The sequence below is a fragment of the Klebsiella sp. MISC125 genome, from assembly GCF_051131775.1.
GTDB lineage: Bacteria > Pseudomonadota > Gammaproteobacteria > Enterobacterales > Enterobacteriaceae > Klebsiella.
The window spans coordinates 1,342,014-1,359,194 of the sequence record NZ_CP180448.1; the positions used below are offsets into that span (position 1 = coordinate 1,342,014).

Sequence of the window (17,181 nt, forward strand, 5' to 3'; positions counted from 1 at the left end):
ACCCGGATTATTCCAGGTTTTTTTGCTTAAGTTTAGGCATAGGGTGGACGCATTTTTCGTGTCCTGGCCGGGCGCTGCCCGGTGAGCAAGATATTGGCAGTTAACATATTCCTGGGGGATAAATGAGCGCGGGAAGCCCAAAATTTACCTTAAGTCGCATTGCGGCTTTATCACTGGTGTCACTCTGGCTAGCAGGCTGTAGCAGCTCCAATAATGCGCCAGCGCCGGTTAGTTCGGCTGGCGGTGCTTCATCTTCCAGTACCAATTCCGGAATGCTGATCACGCCGCCGTCAAATACTGGCTCTTCCACCGTTCCACAGGCGCGCCCGGTACAAACTCAACCGGTACAGACGCAGCCTACCCAGATTCAGCCGATGGCCCAGCAGCCGGTACAAACGGTTGATGGCAAGATTGTCTACAACCGAAAATATGGCGATATTCCTAAAGGTAGCTACACCGGAGGCAGTACCTATACGGTTAAACGCGGCGATACGCTGTTCTATATTGCATGGGTCACCGGGAACGACTTCCGCGACCTGGCTCAGCGTAATAATATCCCGGCACCGTACGGTTTGAACGTCGGTCAGACGCTTCAGGTTGGCAACGCGTCAGGCCAGCCGATCACCGGCGATAACGCTGTTGCCCAGGCTAGCGCGCAGGCCAGCAGCGGTGGGATGCTGACCGCAAATTCTGCACAAAAATCGACCGCGGTGGTTGCGTCACAACCAACTATTACGTATTCTGAATCTTCAGGTGAACAGAGTGCTAATAAGATGTTGCCGAACAACAAGCCTGCGACGACGACTACAACCGTCGCGCCAGTTACGGCTCCAGCTGTCAGCACAACCCAATCGACTGCAAGCAGTACGTCAACCAGTTCGCCGATCTCTTCATGGCGCTGGCCGACTGATGGCAAAGTTATCGAGAACTTTAGTGGCTCCGAAGGAGGCAACAAAGGTATCGATATTGCAGGCAGTAAAGGACAGGCTATTGTCGCGACCGCAGATGGGCGCGTCGTCTATGCCGGTAACGCACTGCGCGGTTACGGTAATCTTATTATCATCAAACACAACGATGATTACCTGAGCGCCTACGCTCATAACGATACGATGCTGGTAAAAGAGCAACAAGATATCAAAGCGGGGCAGAAAATCGCTACCATGGGTAGCACAGGTACAAGTTCGACACGTTTGCATTTTGAAATTCGTTACAAGGGGAAATCCGTCAACCCGCTGCAGTATTTACCGCAGCGATAATTTGGCGAAGTACGCATAAGCGTAGCATCAGTGAAAAGGCGTCAGGGCGGGAGATATAAAGATTACCGTCCGGGCGTCGTTTGAATGATGTTTAGCGAAGGTGCTTTGCTCAGGGATCACGGGTAGGAGCCATCTTTATGAGTCAGAATACGCTGAAAGTTCATGATTTAAATGAAGACGCGGAATTTGATGAGAACGGAGTCGAGGTTTTTGACGAGAAAGCCTTAGTTGAAGAGGAACCCAGTGATAGCGATCTGGCTGAAGAAGAGCTTCTTTCGCAGGGAGCAACCCAACGGGTGCTTGATGCGACGCAACTCTACCTTGGTGAGATTGGTTATTCCCCACTGCTGACCGCCGAAGAAGAGGTTTATTTTGCTCGTCGCGCGCTGCGTGGTGACGTTGCGTCACGCCGCCGGATGATTGAAAGTAACCTGCGTCTGGTCGTCAAGATAGCCCGTCGTTACGGCAATCGTGGTTTAGCTCTGCTGGATCTGATTGAAGAAGGTAACCTGGGGCTGATTCGCGCAGTTGAGAAGTTTGACCCGGAACGTGGGTTCCGTTTTTCGACTTATGCGACCTGGTGGATTCGTCAAACGATTGAACGGGCGATAATGAACCAAACCCGTACCATTCGCTTGCCTATCCATATTGTTAAAGAGCTGAACGTCTATCTGCGTACCGCACGCGAGTTGTCCCATAAGCTGGACCACGAGCCAAGCGCGGAAGAGATTGCCGAACAGCTGGATAAGCCGGTTGATGACGTGAGCAGGATGCTGCGTCTGAACGAGCGCATTACCTCGGTGGATACGCCGCTGGGTGGTGACTCGGAGAAAGCGCTGCTGGATATCCTGGCCGATGAAAAAGACAACGGCCCGGAAGACACCACGCAGGACGATGACATGAAACAATCCATCGTCAAATGGCTGTTCGAACTGAACGCCAAGCAGCGTGAAGTGCTGGCTCGTCGCTTTGGTCTGCTGGGTTATGAAGCCGCAACGCTTGAGGATGTGGGCCGTGAAATTGGTCTGACCCGCGAACGCGTGCGTCAAATCCAGGTTGAGGGTCTGCGCCGTCTGCGGGAAATTCTGCAAGGCCAGGGGCTGAACATCGAAGCGCTATTCCGCGAGTAAGATACCTTTCCTAAAAAAGGCTCAATCATCTGATTGAGCCTTTTTCTTTTTAGCGGCCCGCTACCCCTGAGCCGTTTCGTGCAGACGCAGCCAGATAACCTTCTCCTCTTGCAGGCGCAAGATAACCGTCGACCAGCGCACAGCCTTCTCTTTACCCGGTAGATATTGGGTTTCACGATACTCAACCGCTGCGCCATCGTGCCATTCGGCGAGCAGGGCGGCACTATCAACGACAATCTTTAAACCCGGTCGTCTGGCGCGAGCACTCTTGAAAAAGGCGCTAACTTCCTGACGGTTCATCCGAATTCCGCTTGTTGGGATCATCGTAAAATCGGCGCTAAAACGGAGCATTAACGCCTCTATGCTCCCTTCGCCCTGACTTAGCCAGTTTTCGATGACTACGTGCGCGTCGAGTACTTCCTGGATATAGCGATTCATTGGTTCTCCATTTTGCTCTGTAGGTGCATGACTATCGCCCGGTTATTAAACCTCAGGCAGCTCAGTAGCGGCACGAGGGTAACCATGGCGGCGGTGATAAATACGCCGCGCCAGGCCAGCGCCGTTGGGTAGTAACGCAGAAGGGCGCTAAGCAACGCAGCCAGTACTGCTGAGCCAATCAGAAAGCTAAGCTGGCGATTGATATTCCACAGCGCGCTGGCGTCCGGCATATCAGGGTTCGCCACGTTAAGAAACGCGCTGCTCTGCGCCGAACTGCTGCACAGGCTGCCGCCTGCGCCCATTAAGGTAAATGCCAGTATTAGCGTACTGCCGGCGGTATGTGAATCCACGCCGACCAATATGAAGATCCCTGCGGCCTGTAGCAGGCAGCCCGTAGCAATTAACGGGCTCGGTCCTAGACGATTAAAATAACGACCGGTTACCGAGATAGCTGCAAACGAGGCAAGCGACCACGGCAGCATCAGAGAGCCGATGGCGGAAGGTGACAATCCGGTGACGTTTTGCAAATAAAACATCCCGACGACGTTAATGCCAATAAACGTCCCCGGTACGCAGAGATACACCAGCATTGAAAAACGCAGCAGCGGATCGCGCAATAAAGGGAGATGCAGGAAACGACGCGTTCGCGGGGTGTTGTTCTCATCCTTCAGCCACAGTGCGGCCAGGCCAAGCGTGATGAATGCGAGCGGCAGGCTGACAAAGAAAACCCACCGCCAGCTAAGTGATTGGACTAATACTCCGCCCAGGGCCGGAGAACATGCCGGAGCCAACAAGCCGACCATCATCACCGCGGCGGAGAGTTTAGCCCGCTCGTGAGGCTTAAACTGCTGCCATGTTAGCGCCTGACCTATTGGAATCAACAGCCCGCCGCCCATCCCCTGCAACGCGCGCCACAAAATGAGGCTTGTTAGTGAATCAGCCTGTCCTGAGGCCAGCGCCCCGACGCTGAACAGGCCCAGTGAAAGCAAAAAGATGCGCCGGGCACCAAATCGCTGGCTGAGCCAGGCGCTGAAAGGCAGTACCAGGGTGAGTCCGGCGATATAGCCATTGCTCACCCACGCCAGTTCGCCCAGCGATGCGTGCAGCGCCTGACTCATCGCTGGAAAGGCGACGCTGGCGATAAACATATTGATTAAGTCGAGAAAGAAGCCAAGCAGAAAAACGGTTGCGACCTTGCTGCGATACGTCATTTTAAATCCCCCCTGAAGGCCGCTACTCTAAACCTCGTCGGTGGGGCGGATAAACGCGACATTCGGGGATATACTGTCTAAAATTTTTTGACAATAAGTGATGGCATGCTGAATCTACAGCGAATGACCATGTTTGTGGCGGTGGTGGATAGCGGCAGTTTTACCGCTGCGGCAGCGGCGCTTGGGCAAACCAAAGCGGTGATCAGCTTTAACGTCCGACAGCTGGAGAGCGAACTTGGCGTCACGCTGTTGTTGCGATCCACGCGCAGGCTGACGCTGACTGAGGCCGGTTCGCTGTTTTATCATCGCGGCGTTGCGTTACTGAAAACGGCTGAAAACCTGCAAGATGAGGTGCGGGCCAGCCACTCGGGGTTGAGCGGCGAACTGCGGATGACCACGACGCCAGAATATGGTGCGCAGGTGATTATTCCTGCGCTGGCGGAGTTCAGTGCGCGGCACCCGGCGCTGCGCGTGCGCCACGTTTCCTCTTCGCATCACGCGGATTTAATCTCCGGACGTTTTGATGTGGCGATTCGTCTCGGAACGCTGGCGGATTCACGTTACCGGGCGGCGTTGATATCCCGCTTTGCCATTATCCCGGTAGCTGCCCCGGCATGGCTGGCTGAGCATCCTTTGAAAACCCTTGAGGCGCTGGCTCAGGCGGATTGGATTATTCATGAGCGCCTGTCCGCACCGCTACGCTGGCAGCTCACTGGGCCGCGCAATGAGAGCATCGCTTTTGACATTAAAAAGGTACCGCGTCTGTCGGCAGACAGCGCCAGTGCGCTGATGGCATTTGCGCTGGCGGGTAGCGGTGTTGCATTGTTACCCGAGTGGCTGGTGGCGACTGCGCTAAGAGAGCAAAAACTGGTTCAGGTGGTGCCGGAATTTACTTTTCCGCATCAGGGTGTGTTCGCGGTCTACCCGGATGCGCAGCATGTACCCACTAAGGTCCGGGCGTTTATTGATTTTTTACGCGAACGCCAGGGTTAATCTTTTTATTCTTGCGCGATCAGCTTATGGATAATATGTGAAAACTGCTGGCGCTCTTCGTCGCTCAGACGACCCAAAAACTCTTCATCAACAGCGTTTCCCAGCGGCATGGAGTTTGCCAACAACGCCTGGCCTTCCTCGGTTAAATAGACAAAACGGCGGCGTTTGTCGGCTGGATCGTGCTCACGACGCACCAGTCCCCGGCTCTCCATGCGGCTCAGCATTTCCGCCAGAGTCGCTTTGGTGCTGACCGCTGCCTCCGTTAGCGTCACCTGTTCAATGCCCGGATGCTCCGCAATCGAGCGCATCACCGCATACTGTGGTTTGGTGAGATCCGGCAGTTCGTGCTGCCAGCGGGCGGTGTGCCGTTGAAAAAGCTGGCGCAATAGATGGAACGCCTCGTTTCTTAACTCCATGACAACTCCGTAATAAAACAGTCGACTCTATGATAGCCGTTCGCAGCGCTTTTGCGCATTTTTCCTGTTTTGATTAAAAATGCGGACGTATATAAACAACCTTGCGTAGATGGCCTTGCAAGCGTAGGGTTAATAAAAATGTTCGTGTACGAACAATATGTGAGGTGATGATGAAGTTAATTGTTGGGATGACCGGGGCGACGGGCGCTCCGCTGGGCGTGGCGCTGCTTAAGGCGCTTCGTGAGATGCCGGAAGTGGAAACCCATTTGGTGATGTCGAAATGGGCCAAAACCACGATAGAACTGGAGACGCCGTACAGTGCGCGCGAAGTGTCTGAACTGGCTGATTTCTCGCATAGCCCTGCCGACCAGGCCGCCATCATCTCATCTGGTTCATTTCGTACCGACGGCATGATTGTCATCCCTTGCAGTATGAAGACGCTGGCCGGTATTCGTGCTGGATATGCCGAAGGGTTAGTTGGTCGAGCGGCTGACGTAGTGCTGAAAGAGGGCCGCAAGCTGGTGCTGGTCGCGCGCGAAATGCCGCTGAGCACCATCCATCTGGAAAACATGCTGGCTCTGTCCCGCATGGGCGTTGCGATGGTGCCGCCCATGCCCGCTTATTACAACCACCCTGAAACCATTGAAGACGTCACTGACCATGTTGTCGCGCGGGTGCTGGATCAGTTTGGTCTGGATTATCACAAAGCACGTCGCTGGAATGGGTTACGGACGGAAGAGAATTTTTCACAGGAGAATGAATAATGGCTTTTGATGATTTGCGCAGCTTCTTGCAGGCGCTGGACGACCAGGGGCAACTGCTGAAAATTAGCGAAGAAGTTAACGCGGAGCCGGATCTTGCTGCCGCCGCTAACGCCACCGGACGTATTGGCGATGGTGCACCGGCGCTGTGGTTCGACAATATTCGTGGTTTTATCGATGCCCGTGTGACGATGAATACTATCGGTTCGTGGCAGAACCACGCTATTTCGATGGGTTTGCCGCCGAACACGCCGGTGAGAAAACAGATTGATGAGTTTATTCGTCGCTGGGATAAATTCCCGGTAACGCCGGAGCGTCGGGCAAACCCGGCGTGGGCAGAAAATACCGTCGACGGTGAAGACATTAATCTGTTTGATATTCTGCCGCTGTTTCGTCTGAACGATGGCGATGGCGGTTTTTATCTCGACAAAGCCTGCGTGGTTTCTCGCGATCCGCTGGACCCGGACAATTTTGGCAAGCAGAACGTTGGTATCTATCGCATGGAAGTGAAGGGCAAGCGTAAGCTGGGCCTGCAACCTATCCCCATGCATGACATCGCACTGCATCTGCACAAAGCCGAAGAGCGCGGCGAAGACCTGCCGATCGCTATCACCCTCGGTAATGACCCGGTTATCACCCTGATGGGCGCCACGCCGCTGAAGTACGATCAGTCGGAATATGAGATGGCGGGCGCGCTGCGCGAAAGTCCGTACCCGATTGCCACCGCACCGCTGACCGGATTTGACGTGCCGTGGGGCTCGGAAGTGATTCTTGAGGGCGTTATTGAGAGCCGCAAGCGCGAGATCGAAGGGCCGTTTGGTGAATTCACCGGTCACTACTCCGGTGGGCGCAATATGACGGTGGTGCGGATCGATAAAGTCTCTTATCGCACTAAACCGATTTTTGAATCTCTCTACCTCGGTATGCCGTGGACAGAAATCGACTACCTGATGGGGCCGGCGACCTGCGTGCCGCTGTACCAGCAGTTGAAAGCGGAATTCCCAGAAGTGCAGGCCGTCAACGCCATGTACACTCACGGCCTGCTGGCGATTATCTCCACTAAAAAACGCTACGGCGGATTTGCCCGTGCGGTTGGCCTGCGGGCGATGACCACGCCACACGGTCTGGGCTATGTGAAGATGGTGATTATGGTTGATGAGGACGTTGATCCGTTCAACCTGCCACAGGTGATGTGGGCGCTGTCTTCGAAAGTGAACCCGGCGGGGGATTTGGTCCAGTTGCCGAATATGTCCGTGCTGGAACTTGACCCAGGCTCAAGCCCGGCGGGGATCACTGACAAATTGGTTATCGACGCGACTACGCCGGTTGCGCCGGATCTTCGTGGTCACTACAGCCAGCCGGTACAGGACCTCCCTGAAACCAAAGCCTGGGTTGAAAAACTGACCGCCATGCTGGCCAACCGTTAATAAGGAGATAAAGATGATTTGTCCACGTTGCGTCGATGAACATATTGAAGTGCTGGCGAAGTCGCCGGTAAAAGATGTCTGGACGGTATTTCAGTGCCAACACTGTTTCTACACCTGGCGTGATACCGAGCCGCTACGCCGCACCAGCCGCGAGCACTATCCGGAAGCGTTTCGCATGACGCAGAAGGATATTGATGAATCGCCAATGGTGCCGAGTATTCCGCCGCTGCTGGCGGAAGATAAGCGCTAAAAGAAACGGGCCCGCTAAGTCGGGCCCGTTTTATATTTGATTTATAAATTAAAGCTGGGACTAATAGATATAAATTCTTGCGAGCATTATCGCAACCTGCAATAAAAAGATGGAATTCAACTTACTCAAGGTAATTTTCGTCATCAGCGGGTATAGAATAAACGCGGGTGCTTGAGGCTATCTGGCTTTGAGCATTTTTGAGGTTCCAGATAGACGAAAGCCCCAGGAGATATTTCTATCAACTGAGGCTAACGGATGAACCTAGACAATTCAGATGTTAGTCTCTTCTTTGCAGGGAGGCAAGACATGCTGACAAAATATGCCCTTGTGGCAATCATTGTGCTGTGCATCACAGCGCTGGGATTTACGCTGATGGTACGTAACTCGCTATGCGAGCTAAGTATCAAAGAGCGTAGTATGGAGTTTAAAGCTGTTCTCGCTTACGAATCGAAGAAGTAGCAACAACGCGGGGGCGACCCCGCGTACTGGTTGTCAGGACGTATCCTCTAGCACCCATTTTATATCTACCTCGGCGGATTATCATGTGCGAAATAACGAAAAAAGCTCTTTTAGTCGATGATTGAGAAAAGAATAACAGCCATGAATATCTCCAGCCATCCATATATGATTGTAACGGTGAGATTCTATTTTTAATAGCGCGTTGTCGTCATTTTCACTCCGGATAAGTGAGTGTGTGTTTACTATTTTAAAATGCAATTATCTCTGTAAGGTAATATGCGTTCTACGAGCGTGCTCGCAAGTTATAATAAATATCTGTAAAACTCTTTTTTCATTTGCAAACATCACGCCAGCCGGGTATAGAATAAGCGCGGGTGCTTGAGGCTATCTGGCTTTGAGCATTTGTGAGATTTCAGATAGACGAAAGCCCCAGGAGATATTTCTATCAACTGAGGCTAGCGTATGAACATCGACAATTCAGATGTTAGTCTCTTCTTTGCAGGGAGGCAAGACATGCTGACAAAATATGCCCTTGTGGCAATCATTGTGCTGTGTATCACAGCGCTGGGATTTACGCTGATGGTACGTAACTCGCTATGCGAGCTAAGTATCAAAGAGCGTAGTATGGAGTTTAAAGCTGTTCTCGCTTACGAATCGAAGAAGTAGCAACAACGCGGGGGTAACCCCGCGTACTGGTTGTCAGGTTTCATTCTCATGCACCCATTCTTTCAGCCGCGCTATTTCTCCAGCGCTTTTTTGGCTTGCTGGTGACCATTATTGGCAGCGAGCTGATACCAATATACGGCCTGTTTTTTATCTACCGGAACGCCATCTCCTTCGTCGTATATTTCTCCGACAATATATTGTGACTCGGAATCATTTTGTTCGGCGGCTTTGCGAAACCAGGATAAGGCCTGCGCTTTGCTTTTTGTTACGCCGTTACCATCGTTGTACATTACGCCTAAATTAAACAGGGCGTTAACATCGTTCTGTTTTGCCGCCTTCATAAACCACTCCCAGGCTAAAGCATAATTTTGCGGAACGTATTGACCGAAGTAATAGAGCTGGCCGAGGGCGAACTGCGCGGAAGCAGAGTTTTGCGCCGCCGATTTTTTATACCAATAGATAGCTCGCTCAATATCAGGGGCGATACCGATGCCTCTTTCATAACTGCGGCCTAAATTTTGCTGACCTGCTGCATCTCCCTGCGCCGCAGATTTCTTATACCAACTGACCGCCTGTTGTACGTCTTGCTTGACGCCATCTCCGGTCATATACAAGACGCCAAGATTGCTTTGCGCGGTGGAGTTGCCGTTGTTTGCCGCTTTCAGATACCAGAGAGCTGCCTCCCGGGTATTTTTCGCTACGCTATAGCCCAGATGGTACATATTGCCTAACCAGAGCTGGGCTGGAGCGTAGTTTTGCCCGGCGGCCAGCCGCATCCATTTTTCCCCTGTTTGCGGGTCATAAATATTTCCCGCTTTCTTTTCCAGATAATATGCGCCGAGCTTATATTGGGACTTTGGATCATCGCGAATCGCGGAAATTTCCAAAAACATGCCTGGCGTGTTTATACCTTTATCAACGGAGGGGGATTTAATTAATCTAACGAAATAATTTAACGTGGCTTTATCATGACGAGTGGTTTCTGCTGGTTGGAGTATATACATAACTAATGTCGCAATGCATATTAATAATATATATAAATATTTCTTTTTCATTGTCAGGATGTTGTTCACCATATCAATATATATGGCGTTAATCGTTTTTGTTTATGGAGGTTGTCATTATACGGGCAACCGAAGCTACCCGTATAGACGACTACATCAACTACACCAGATTTTTCAGCCGATAAATCCACTCCAGCGCCTGACGTGGGGTCAGTGAGTCCGGGTCGAGATTTTCCAGCGCCTCAACCGCAGGCGACGTTTCTTCCGGAGCGGAAAGCAGCGACATCTGCGTACCATCTACTTGAGTGGCGGCGGTACTCGGGGCAATGCTTTCCAGCTCGCGCAGTTTCTGTCGCGCGCGCTTAATCACCTCTTTCGGTACTCCGGCCAGTGCTGCGACGGCCAGACCGTAGCTCTTGCTGGCCGCGCCATCCTGCACGCTGTGCATAAAGGCGATGGTATCGCCATGCTCCAGCGCATCAAGATGGACGTTGGCGACGCCTTCCATTTTTTCCGGCAGTTGGGTCAGCTCGAAGTAGTGGGTAGCGAACAGGGTCAATGCTTTAATTTTGTTCGCCAGATTTTCCGCACAGGCCCACGCCAGCGATAGGCCATCGTAGGTTGAAGTACCGCGGCCAATTTCATCCATCAGCACCAGGCTGTGCTCGGTGGCGTTATGCAAAATATTGGCGGTTTCGGTCATTTCTACCATAAAGGTCGAGCGACCGCTGGCAAGGTCATCCGCCGCGCCAACGCGGGTGAAGATACGGTCGATAGGGCCAATTTCGACCTTTTGTGCCGGGACGTAGCTGCCAATATAGGCCAGCAGCGCAATCAGCGCAGTCTGGCGCATATAGGTACTTTTACCGCCCATGTTCGGACCGGTGATAATTAACATTCGGCGCTGTGGCGTCAGGTTTAGCGGGTTAGCGATAAACGGCTCTTTCAGCACTTGTTCAACCACCGGGTGGCGGCCTTCACTGATACGAATACCCGGTTTATCGCTAAAGGTTGGGCGACAGTAGTTGAGGGTTTCCGCGCGCTCGGCAAGGTTAACCAGCACATCAAGCTCCGCCAGCGCGCTGGCGCTCTGTTGCAGGTCGCCAAGATGCGGCAGCAGCATATCGAATAATTGATCGTACAGCTGTTTTTCCAGTGCCAGGGCTTTCCCTTTCGACGTCAGTACCTTGTCTTCATACTCCTTCAGCTCAGGAATAATGTAGCGCTCGGCGTTCTTGAGGGTTTGACGACGGACGTAGTGAATCGGCGCATGCTGGCTCTGACCGCGACTAATCTGGATGTAATAGCCGTGAATGGCGTTGTAGCCTACTTTCAGCGTATCCAGCCCCAGGCGCTCGCGTTCGCGGATCTCCAGCTTGTCGAGGTAGTCCGTCGCGCCATCAGCCAGCGCCCGCCACTCGTCGAGTTCTTCATGGTAGCCGGGAGCGATAACGCCGCCGTCGCGAACCAGCACCGGCGGCGCATCGATAATCGCCCGCTCCAGCAGTTCGCGCAGTTCGGTAAACTCGCCCATCTTCTCACGTAGCTGTTGCACCGGTGCGCAGTCAACATCGGCCAGCATAGCGCGTAGTTCCGGCAGTTGTTGGAACGCGTGGCGCATACGTGCTAAGTCGCGCGGACGGGCGGTGCGCAGGGCCAGACGCGCCAGAATACGTTCGAGATCGCCAACCTGGCGCAGTATCGGCTGCAGTTCAGTGTAACGTTCCTGCAGCGCGCCGATGGTCTGTTGGCGTTCTACCAGCACATCGGTATCACGCGCTGGCATATGCAGCCAGCGCTTAAGCATACGGCTGCCCATTGGGGTGACGGTGCAGTCGAGCACCGCGGCTAGCGTGTTATCAATGCCGCCAGCCAGGTTCTGGGTGATCTCCAGATTACGGCGAGTGGCGGCATCCATAATGATGCTGTCCTGCTGGCGCTCCATGGTGATGGAGCGGATATGCGGCAGCGAGGTACGTTGGGTATCTTTGACATATTGCAGTAAACAGCCAGCAGCACACAGTCCGCGTGGCGCATTTTCTACACCAAAGCCGATGAGATCGCGGGTGCCGAATTGCATATTGAGCTGCTGGCGCGCAGTGTCGATTTCAAACTCCCACAGCGGGCGGCGGCGTAGTCCGCGGCGACCTTCGATCAGTGAGGATTCGGCGAAGTCTTCAGCGTACAGCAGTTCGGCGGGATTGGTGCGCTGAAGTTCTGCCGCCATGGTTTCCCGGTCAGCCGGTTCGCTCAGGCGAAAACGCCCGGAGCTGATATCCAGCGTGGCATAGCCAAAGCCTTTGCTGTCCTGCCAGATGGCGGCCAGCAGGTTATCCTGACGCTCCTGCAATAGCGCTTCATCGCTGATGGTGCCGGGCGTAACAATGCGCACCACTTTACGCTCGACCGGCCCTTTGGTGGTGGCCGGGTCGCCAATCTGTTCGCAAATGGCGACCGATTCACCCTGATTAACCAGCTTGGCGAGATAGTTTTCCACCGCGTGGTGCGGGATCCCGGCCATCGGGATCGGCTCGCCCGCCGACGCTCCGCGTTTGGTCAGCGAGATATCAAGCAGTTGTGATGCGCGTTTAGCATCATCATAGAACAGCTCGTAAAAGTCCCCCATCCGGTAAAACAGCAGGATCTCCGGGTGCTGGGCTTTCAGCTTGAGATACTGCTGCATCATAGGGGTATGGGCGTCAAGATTCTCTAGTGTACTCATCAGTTTATGATGTCCATTTTCTTAAGTTTTAATGAGTTAGCGGAGCTTATTGTTCTCATTACGTCGCACTCCGCCTCATTGGTTCCTGTGAAACTCTGCATTTCTTTTCATCTGCACATAGGCAGCATGATAACGGAGTCTGAATGTCAGGAAAACAAGAAGGAAGAGGTGGGGCCAGAGTGGGTGGCATGGTGAAGTTAAAGATGAGGAATAGCGTGCTTATGGCAGCGTAGCGGCGAGCTTTGTTCGATGTCTGCTATCTGTCTCAGAAACGCCATGAAACATATTGTTTCTTCAATATGTTTTGCGATTTTCTATCATGACATGGATTGGATTTATTTTAATGTTAATTAAATGTAATATAATTTACAATTATTCAACGATGGCTTTTTATAGTTTTTAATCTATTAATAACCTTTCGTAATTTGTTTTTAGGATGTATCTCAATGCTCTGCGAGTTAATTTCCTGGGCTAACAATGTTCGCGAGGTTAAATGTTTTTTTAATTACCTGTTCAATGTATTACTTTTTACATGGAAAATGATTTGATAATATTTTTGTCGACCAGGGGATCTGGCTGTAATTAAATCTTATTGTGGCGGTTTAATTATTAAAACGGATTTTTCGGTAATGCGGAGGGCAGCAGGTCGTTGGGCAAATATAATACCACGACTTTATCGCTCTTTACTTTTTAGGATAAAAATTTATAACGCAGGAATTTTCTATGAAACTGAATAAAGTTGCTATGGCTGTGGCATTAACTGCTGCTCTCGGTTCTATGTCTGCTCTGGCTGATACAACTAACGGTCAGATTGAACTTCAGGGTGAGCTGGTCAACACCGCTTGCGGTTTAGCCCCGTCGTCCAGCCCGGTAACCGTTGATTTTGGTCAGGTTCCTGTTTCCCTGCTGCAAGGCGGTGGTCAGGCAACTGAAACCAAAAACATCGAACTGCAGTACTGCGATACCACCATTGCCAGCAGTGCCGTTGTTTCCTACACTCCGACTTCGGTTAACCCGAACGATCCTACTCTGGCAGCATTCACTTCTGGTTCCGCATCTGGTGCGGGTATCGGCCTGAAAGACAGTGCTAGCCAGACTGTTACCTGGGGCGCGCAGACTACTCCGGTAACTCTGGTTGATGGAACTAACACCATTCCTTTCGTGGCCTTCCTGAAAGCAGAAGCAGCAGCAACCGGTTCTACAACTACCGTGACCGCTGGTGCATTCCAGTCAACGATCAATTTCACTATCGATTATCAATAATCGATTTTGAGTTATCGTTCGCGGGGAGATTTCTCCCCGCGATATTTGGCTATATACCAGATAATATGGAATTCTGAGTATGGTAAAGGATACAGAGAAAAAGAGACTGGTAGGGTTATTCGTATCTGTATTGCTCTTTTCCGGACATGCTTTGAGTACTAATTTTACCCCAGGAAAGTTAGAGCTTTCTGGCGAGCTGGTTGCCGCCGCATGTGATATTGATCCTGACTCGCGAGAGCTATGGGTGGATTTTGGCAATATATCCGCTCGCGATATTAATATGGATCAAGAGGGCAAGCTTACCCGGCCTTTTCTGGTGCGCTTAATCGGCTGCGAGTCTTTCGGCAGTGATAATCAGTCAAGTCCAGGCGCTTTTGCCACGATTACCTTTACAGGAAACGCCTCTTCGCAAGATTCAACGGTATTAATACCTGATGGCGAAGGAAAAGGGTTTGGTATACAGATCCGCGATCGCCATGGAGAGGTTTTAACCTTTGGGGAACCCTCTTCGGGATATCTTTTGAGTGATGAGAATAATACGCTGAAATTCACCGCTTCACTGGTTCCGGTTCAGCAACATATTAAGGCAGGGGATTTCTACGCCGTCACTCGTTTCTTTATGGATTATAACTAGAAACAAGCCAGTTATTCTTGTTTTAGCTTGTTTGTCGCGCACGATATTTTACTGAATGATTCGGGATGAATAGTCATGTCAGCAGAACAAAAAATAAAAATAAACGTAATCCTCTCTCAGATACTTTTCTTCTGCTGCACTTCTATGGCTTGCGCTTCCTCGGATGTAGAATTCAATACCGACGTACTGGATGCCGCCGACCGCGGCAATATTGATTTAACCCGTTTTGCTACCGATAACTATGTTCCGCCAAGCGAATATCTCTTAGACATTAAAATTAATGGCCAGGCAGTGGGGCAGCAAAAAGTTCGTTATCTGGCCTCCAAAGACGAGAAACATACCCAGGCCTGTATTAACGGCGAAATTCTCTCAAGATTAGCGTTGAAAGAGGAAGCGCAACAGAAGGTTGCACAGCCGTTTGCGGATTGCTATGACCTGCTGAGTCTTCCCGGCGCCACGCTGAGTAACTATGCCGGGGTGCTGGACATCACCGTCCCGCAGGCATGGATGAAATACAATGATCCAAACTGGGTGCCACCAGAGCGTTGGGACCAGGGAATTGGTGGGTTTCTACTCGACTACAGCCTGACCGGGCAATATACCCGCCAGCTTGATATGCACGAAGATTACAGCACCTTAAGCGGCTATGGTCAGACTGGGGTCAACCTCGGTGGCTGGCGTTTGCGTGGTGAATACCAGACCAGCTATTACAGCTCGACGCACCAGTTCGATTTCGACATGAATCAGGTCTACGCCTATCGTCCGCTGCCAATGCTGGCGGCAAAATTGACGGCAGGGGAGATCTACCTCGATTCTCAGGTCTTCGACACCGTACGTTTTACCGGGCTTAATCTCGCCAGCGATGAGCGCCAATTGCCGCCGAACTTGCAAGGTTATGCGCCAGAAATTCGCGGTCTGGCCAAGACTAACGCCAAAGTGACGGTGAAGCAGAGCGGGCGCATTATTTATGAAACCACGGTCCCTGCCGGGCCATTTAATATCCAGGACTTACGTAGTTCTGTGCGCGGTACGCTGGATGTACAGGTGGAAGAGCAGGATGGTTCAATCTCCACTTTCCAGGTCAACACCGCCAATATTCCTTATCTCACGCGTCCGGGCTATGTGCGCTACAACGTGGCGATCGGTGCGCCATCCCGCTACAGCCATAAAATTCAGGGACCGGGATTCGCTTCTGGCGACTTCTCCTGGGGGATAAGCAACGCCTGGTCGCTATATGGTGGGCTGCAAAGCGCGGGGGCTGAATATACTGCGGTTTCCGCTGGTATTGGTCGTGATTTAAGCGTTCTTGGCGCGCTCTCGCTGGATGCCACAGAATCTTATAGTCAGCAGTCGAATAAGAAACGACTTAAAGGCACCTCATTTAAGCTGAGCTATGCGAAAACCTTCGACGAATATAACAGTTCAATTACCTTCGCCGGATATCGCTTTTCTCAGGAAGATTTCCGCTCTTTCTCGCAATATCTCAACGAGCGTTATGAGGGATATGACAGCCTTGGGCGCGAAAAAGAAGTTTATACCATTACCGGGAATAAAACGTTCTGGGCCGATGAGCCGGGCAAGGCGACCACCGTATTCCTGACCTATACCCACCAGAATTACTGGAATCGCAGCAGTCAGGATCGCTACGGCATCTCTTTAGGGCGCTCGTTTAACGTCGGTAATATTCGCGGGATCACCACCAATATTTCAGCATATCGTTCTGATTATGAAGGACGTAAAGACGACTCGATCGCTATTTCGCTTTCTGTTCCGGTTGGCGATAGCAAATGGAGTGGTCTGGACGTGCAGACCAATAACGGCAAAACCAGCCCGATGCTCTCATATACCGATAGCAGCGACTACAACAACCTGTGGCGACTGCGTGCAGGGGCGAGCCAGAGCGGTTATGCCAACGTCGACGGCTATTATCAGCGCCGCTCGCAGTATGCCGAAATCAACAGCAACGCCAGCTATCAGCAGGATCACTATATCTCTCTGAGCAGCACTCTGCGCGGCGGCTTTACCGCCACCCGACATGGCGCGGCGATCCACAACAGCGGCGCGACGCTCAACACCGCTCGCGTGATGGTGAATACCAACGGCATCGGCGACGTCCCGCTAAATGACGGGAAATCAAGAACTAACAATTTCGGCATCGCCGTGATTCCGGACATCGTGAGCTACAACAGCTTTGATACCCGGGTTGATGTCGATGCGATGTCGGAATCGATTGAACCGGCAAAAGCCATCAGCACCGCCACGCTCACCGAAGGCGCTATCGGCTATCAGACCTTCGGCATGGCGAAGGGCGAGAAGATGATGGGCATTATTCGCCTGGCTGACGGTACCTATCCTCCGTTTGGCGCCGAGGTTATTAACGGCGATGGCGTTAGCGTGTCGATGATTATGGAAGGCGGACAGGGATGGCTGGCGGGGGTGAACCCACAAGAGGCGCTAAGCGTGATGTGGAGCGGGAAAAAGCAGTGTCAGATAACCATTCCGCCATCTATAGAGCGTCGTTCGACAGCCGCGCTATTGCCGTGTAAATGAC

Annotated in this window: 16 protein-coding genes; 11 read left to right on the forward strand and 5 right to left on the reverse strand. The window is 52.1% G+C overall.

Annotation, left to right across the window (positions count from 1 at the left end):
* Positions 1 to 122 precede the first annotated feature (122 nt).
* Positions 123 to 1,256, forward strand: a complete 1,134-nt coding sequence (nlpD, locus tag ACMYSL_RS06380) for a murein hydrolase activator NlpD (RefSeq protein WP_142514522.1) — start codon at positions 123 to 125, stop codon at positions 1,254 to 1,256.
* A gap of 137 nt (positions 1,257 to 1,393) precedes the next feature.
* On the forward strand, positions 1,394 to 2,386 hold the full coding sequence (gene rpoS / locus ACMYSL_RS06385; RefSeq protein ID WP_110275838.1) for an RNA polymerase sigma factor RpoS: 993 nt from the start codon (positions 1,394 to 1,396) through the stop codon (positions 2,384 to 2,386).
* 60 nt (positions 2,387 to 2,446) lie between these two features.
* On the opposite strand, the gene ACMYSL_RS06390 is transcribed toward rpoS, so the two are convergent.
* Both ACMYSL_RS06390 and ACMYSL_RS06395 read right to left on the reverse strand, forming a co-directional pair.
* The gene (locus ACMYSL_RS06390; protein ID WP_434661830.1) at positions 2,447 to 2,824 is read right to left on the reverse strand and encodes a DUF4440 domain-containing protein; all 378 of its coding nucleotides are present in this window, start codon (positions 2,822 to 2,824) and stop codon (positions 2,447 to 2,449) included.
* Positions 2,821 to 4,035 (reverse strand): MFS transporter, encoded by a 1,215-nt coding sequence (locus ACMYSL_RS06395; RefSeq protein ID WP_434661832.1) that lies wholly within the window; start codon positions 4,033 to 4,035, stop codon positions 2,821 to 2,823. Before ACMYSL_RS06395 ends, ACMYSL_RS06390 begins: the two co-directional genes overlap by 4 nt.
* A gap of 105 nt (positions 4,036 to 4,140) precedes the next feature.
* Between ACMYSL_RS06395 and ACMYSL_RS06400 the strand changes: the two genes are divergently transcribed.
* Positions 4,141 to 5,028: a LysR substrate-binding domain-containing protein gene (locus tag ACMYSL_RS06400; RefSeq protein ID WP_434661834.1), complete on the forward strand. Its 888-nt coding sequence runs from the start codon at positions 4,141 to 4,143 to the stop codon at positions 5,026 to 5,028.
* A 5-nt stretch (positions 5,029 to 5,033) separates the two neighbouring features.
* On the opposite strand, the gene ACMYSL_RS06405 is transcribed toward ACMYSL_RS06400, so the two are convergent.
* Positions 5,034 to 5,444: a MarR family winged helix-turn-helix transcriptional regulator gene (locus ACMYSL_RS06405; protein ID WP_434661836.1), complete on the reverse strand. Its 411-nt coding sequence runs from the start codon at positions 5,442 to 5,444 to the stop codon at positions 5,034 to 5,036.
* Positions 5,445 to 5,614: 170 nt separating this feature from the next.
* On the opposite strand from ACMYSL_RS06405, the gene ACMYSL_RS06410 reads away from it, so the two are divergent.
* The 5 genes from ACMYSL_RS06410 to ACMYSL_RS06430 all read left to right on the forward strand — a co-directional run bounded on the left by ACMYSL_RS06410 (position 5,615) and on the right by ACMYSL_RS06430 (position 9,007).
* Positions 5,615 to 6,208 carry a non-oxidative hydroxyarylic acid decarboxylases subunit B gene (locus ACMYSL_RS06410; protein WP_181486348.1) on the forward strand — a complete coding sequence of 198 codons (594 nt, stop codon included), beginning with the start codon at positions 5,615 to 5,617 and terminating at the stop codon, positions 6,206 to 6,208.
* Positions 6,208 to 7,632, forward strand: a complete 1,425-nt coding sequence (locus tag ACMYSL_RS06415; RefSeq protein WP_182234500.1) for a non-oxidative hydroxyarylic acid decarboxylases subunit C — start codon at positions 6,208 to 6,210, stop codon at positions 7,630 to 7,632. Before ACMYSL_RS06410 ends, ACMYSL_RS06415 begins: the two co-directional genes overlap by 1 nt.
* 13 nt (positions 7,633 to 7,645) lie before the next feature.
* Complete coding sequence (locus tag ACMYSL_RS06420) at positions 7,646 to 7,882, forward strand: non-oxidative hydroxyarylic acid decarboxylases subunit D (protein ID WP_112213845.1); 237 nt, start codon at positions 7,646 to 7,648, stop codon at positions 7,880 to 7,882.
* Positions 7,883 to 8,188: 306 nt separating this feature from the next.
* Positions 8,189 to 8,341, forward strand: coding sequence for a Hok/Gef family protein (locus ACMYSL_RS06425; RefSeq protein WP_182234498.1), 153 nt, complete (start codon positions 8,189 to 8,191; stop codon positions 8,339 to 8,341).
* A gap of 513 nt (positions 8,342 to 8,854) precedes the next feature.
* The gene (locus ACMYSL_RS06430; RefSeq protein WP_182234498.1) at positions 8,855 to 9,007 is read left to right on the forward strand and encodes a Hok/Gef family protein; all 153 of its coding nucleotides are present in this window, start codon (positions 8,855 to 8,857) and stop codon (positions 9,005 to 9,007) included.
* A gap of 71 nt (positions 9,008 to 9,078) precedes the next feature.
* Here the strand turns inward: ACMYSL_RS06430 and ACMYSL_RS06435 are convergent, their stop codons facing one another.
* Together ACMYSL_RS06435 and mutS are read right to left on the reverse strand one after the other, a co-directional pair.
* Positions 9,079 to 10,083 (reverse strand): tetratricopeptide repeat protein, encoded by a 1,005-nt coding sequence (locus ACMYSL_RS06435; protein WP_434661839.1) that lies wholly within the window; start codon positions 10,081 to 10,083, stop codon positions 9,079 to 9,081.
* An 88-nt stretch (positions 10,084 to 10,171) separates the two neighbouring features.
* Positions 10,172 to 12,733, reverse strand: a complete 2,562-nt coding sequence (gene mutS, locus ACMYSL_RS06440) for a DNA mismatch repair protein MutS (RefSeq protein WP_182234494.1) — start codon at positions 12,731 to 12,733, stop codon at positions 10,172 to 10,174.
* 723 nt (positions 12,734 to 13,456) lie between these two features.
* Between mutS and ACMYSL_RS06445 the strand changes: the two genes are divergently transcribed.
* The 3 genes from ACMYSL_RS06445 (at position 13,457) to ACMYSL_RS06455 (ending at position 17,180) form a co-directional block, all read left to right on the forward strand.
* Positions 13,457 to 13,996 carry a fimbrial protein gene (locus tag ACMYSL_RS06445; RefSeq protein ID WP_181485128.1) on the forward strand — a complete coding sequence of 180 codons (540 nt, stop codon included), beginning with the start codon at positions 13,457 to 13,459 and terminating at the stop codon, positions 13,994 to 13,996.
* 79 nt (positions 13,997 to 14,075) lie between these two features.
* Positions 14,076 to 14,630 carry a fimbrial protein gene (locus ACMYSL_RS06450; RefSeq protein ID WP_434661842.1) on the forward strand — a complete coding sequence of 185 codons (555 nt, stop codon included), beginning with the start codon at positions 14,076 to 14,078 and terminating at the stop codon, positions 14,628 to 14,630.
* 75 nt (positions 14,631 to 14,705) lie between these two features.
* Positions 14,706 to 17,180, forward strand: a complete 2,475-nt coding sequence (locus tag ACMYSL_RS06455) for a fimbria/pilus outer membrane usher protein (protein WP_434661844.1) — start codon at positions 14,706 to 14,708, stop codon at positions 17,178 to 17,180.
* Position 17,181: the final 1 nt, after the last annotated feature.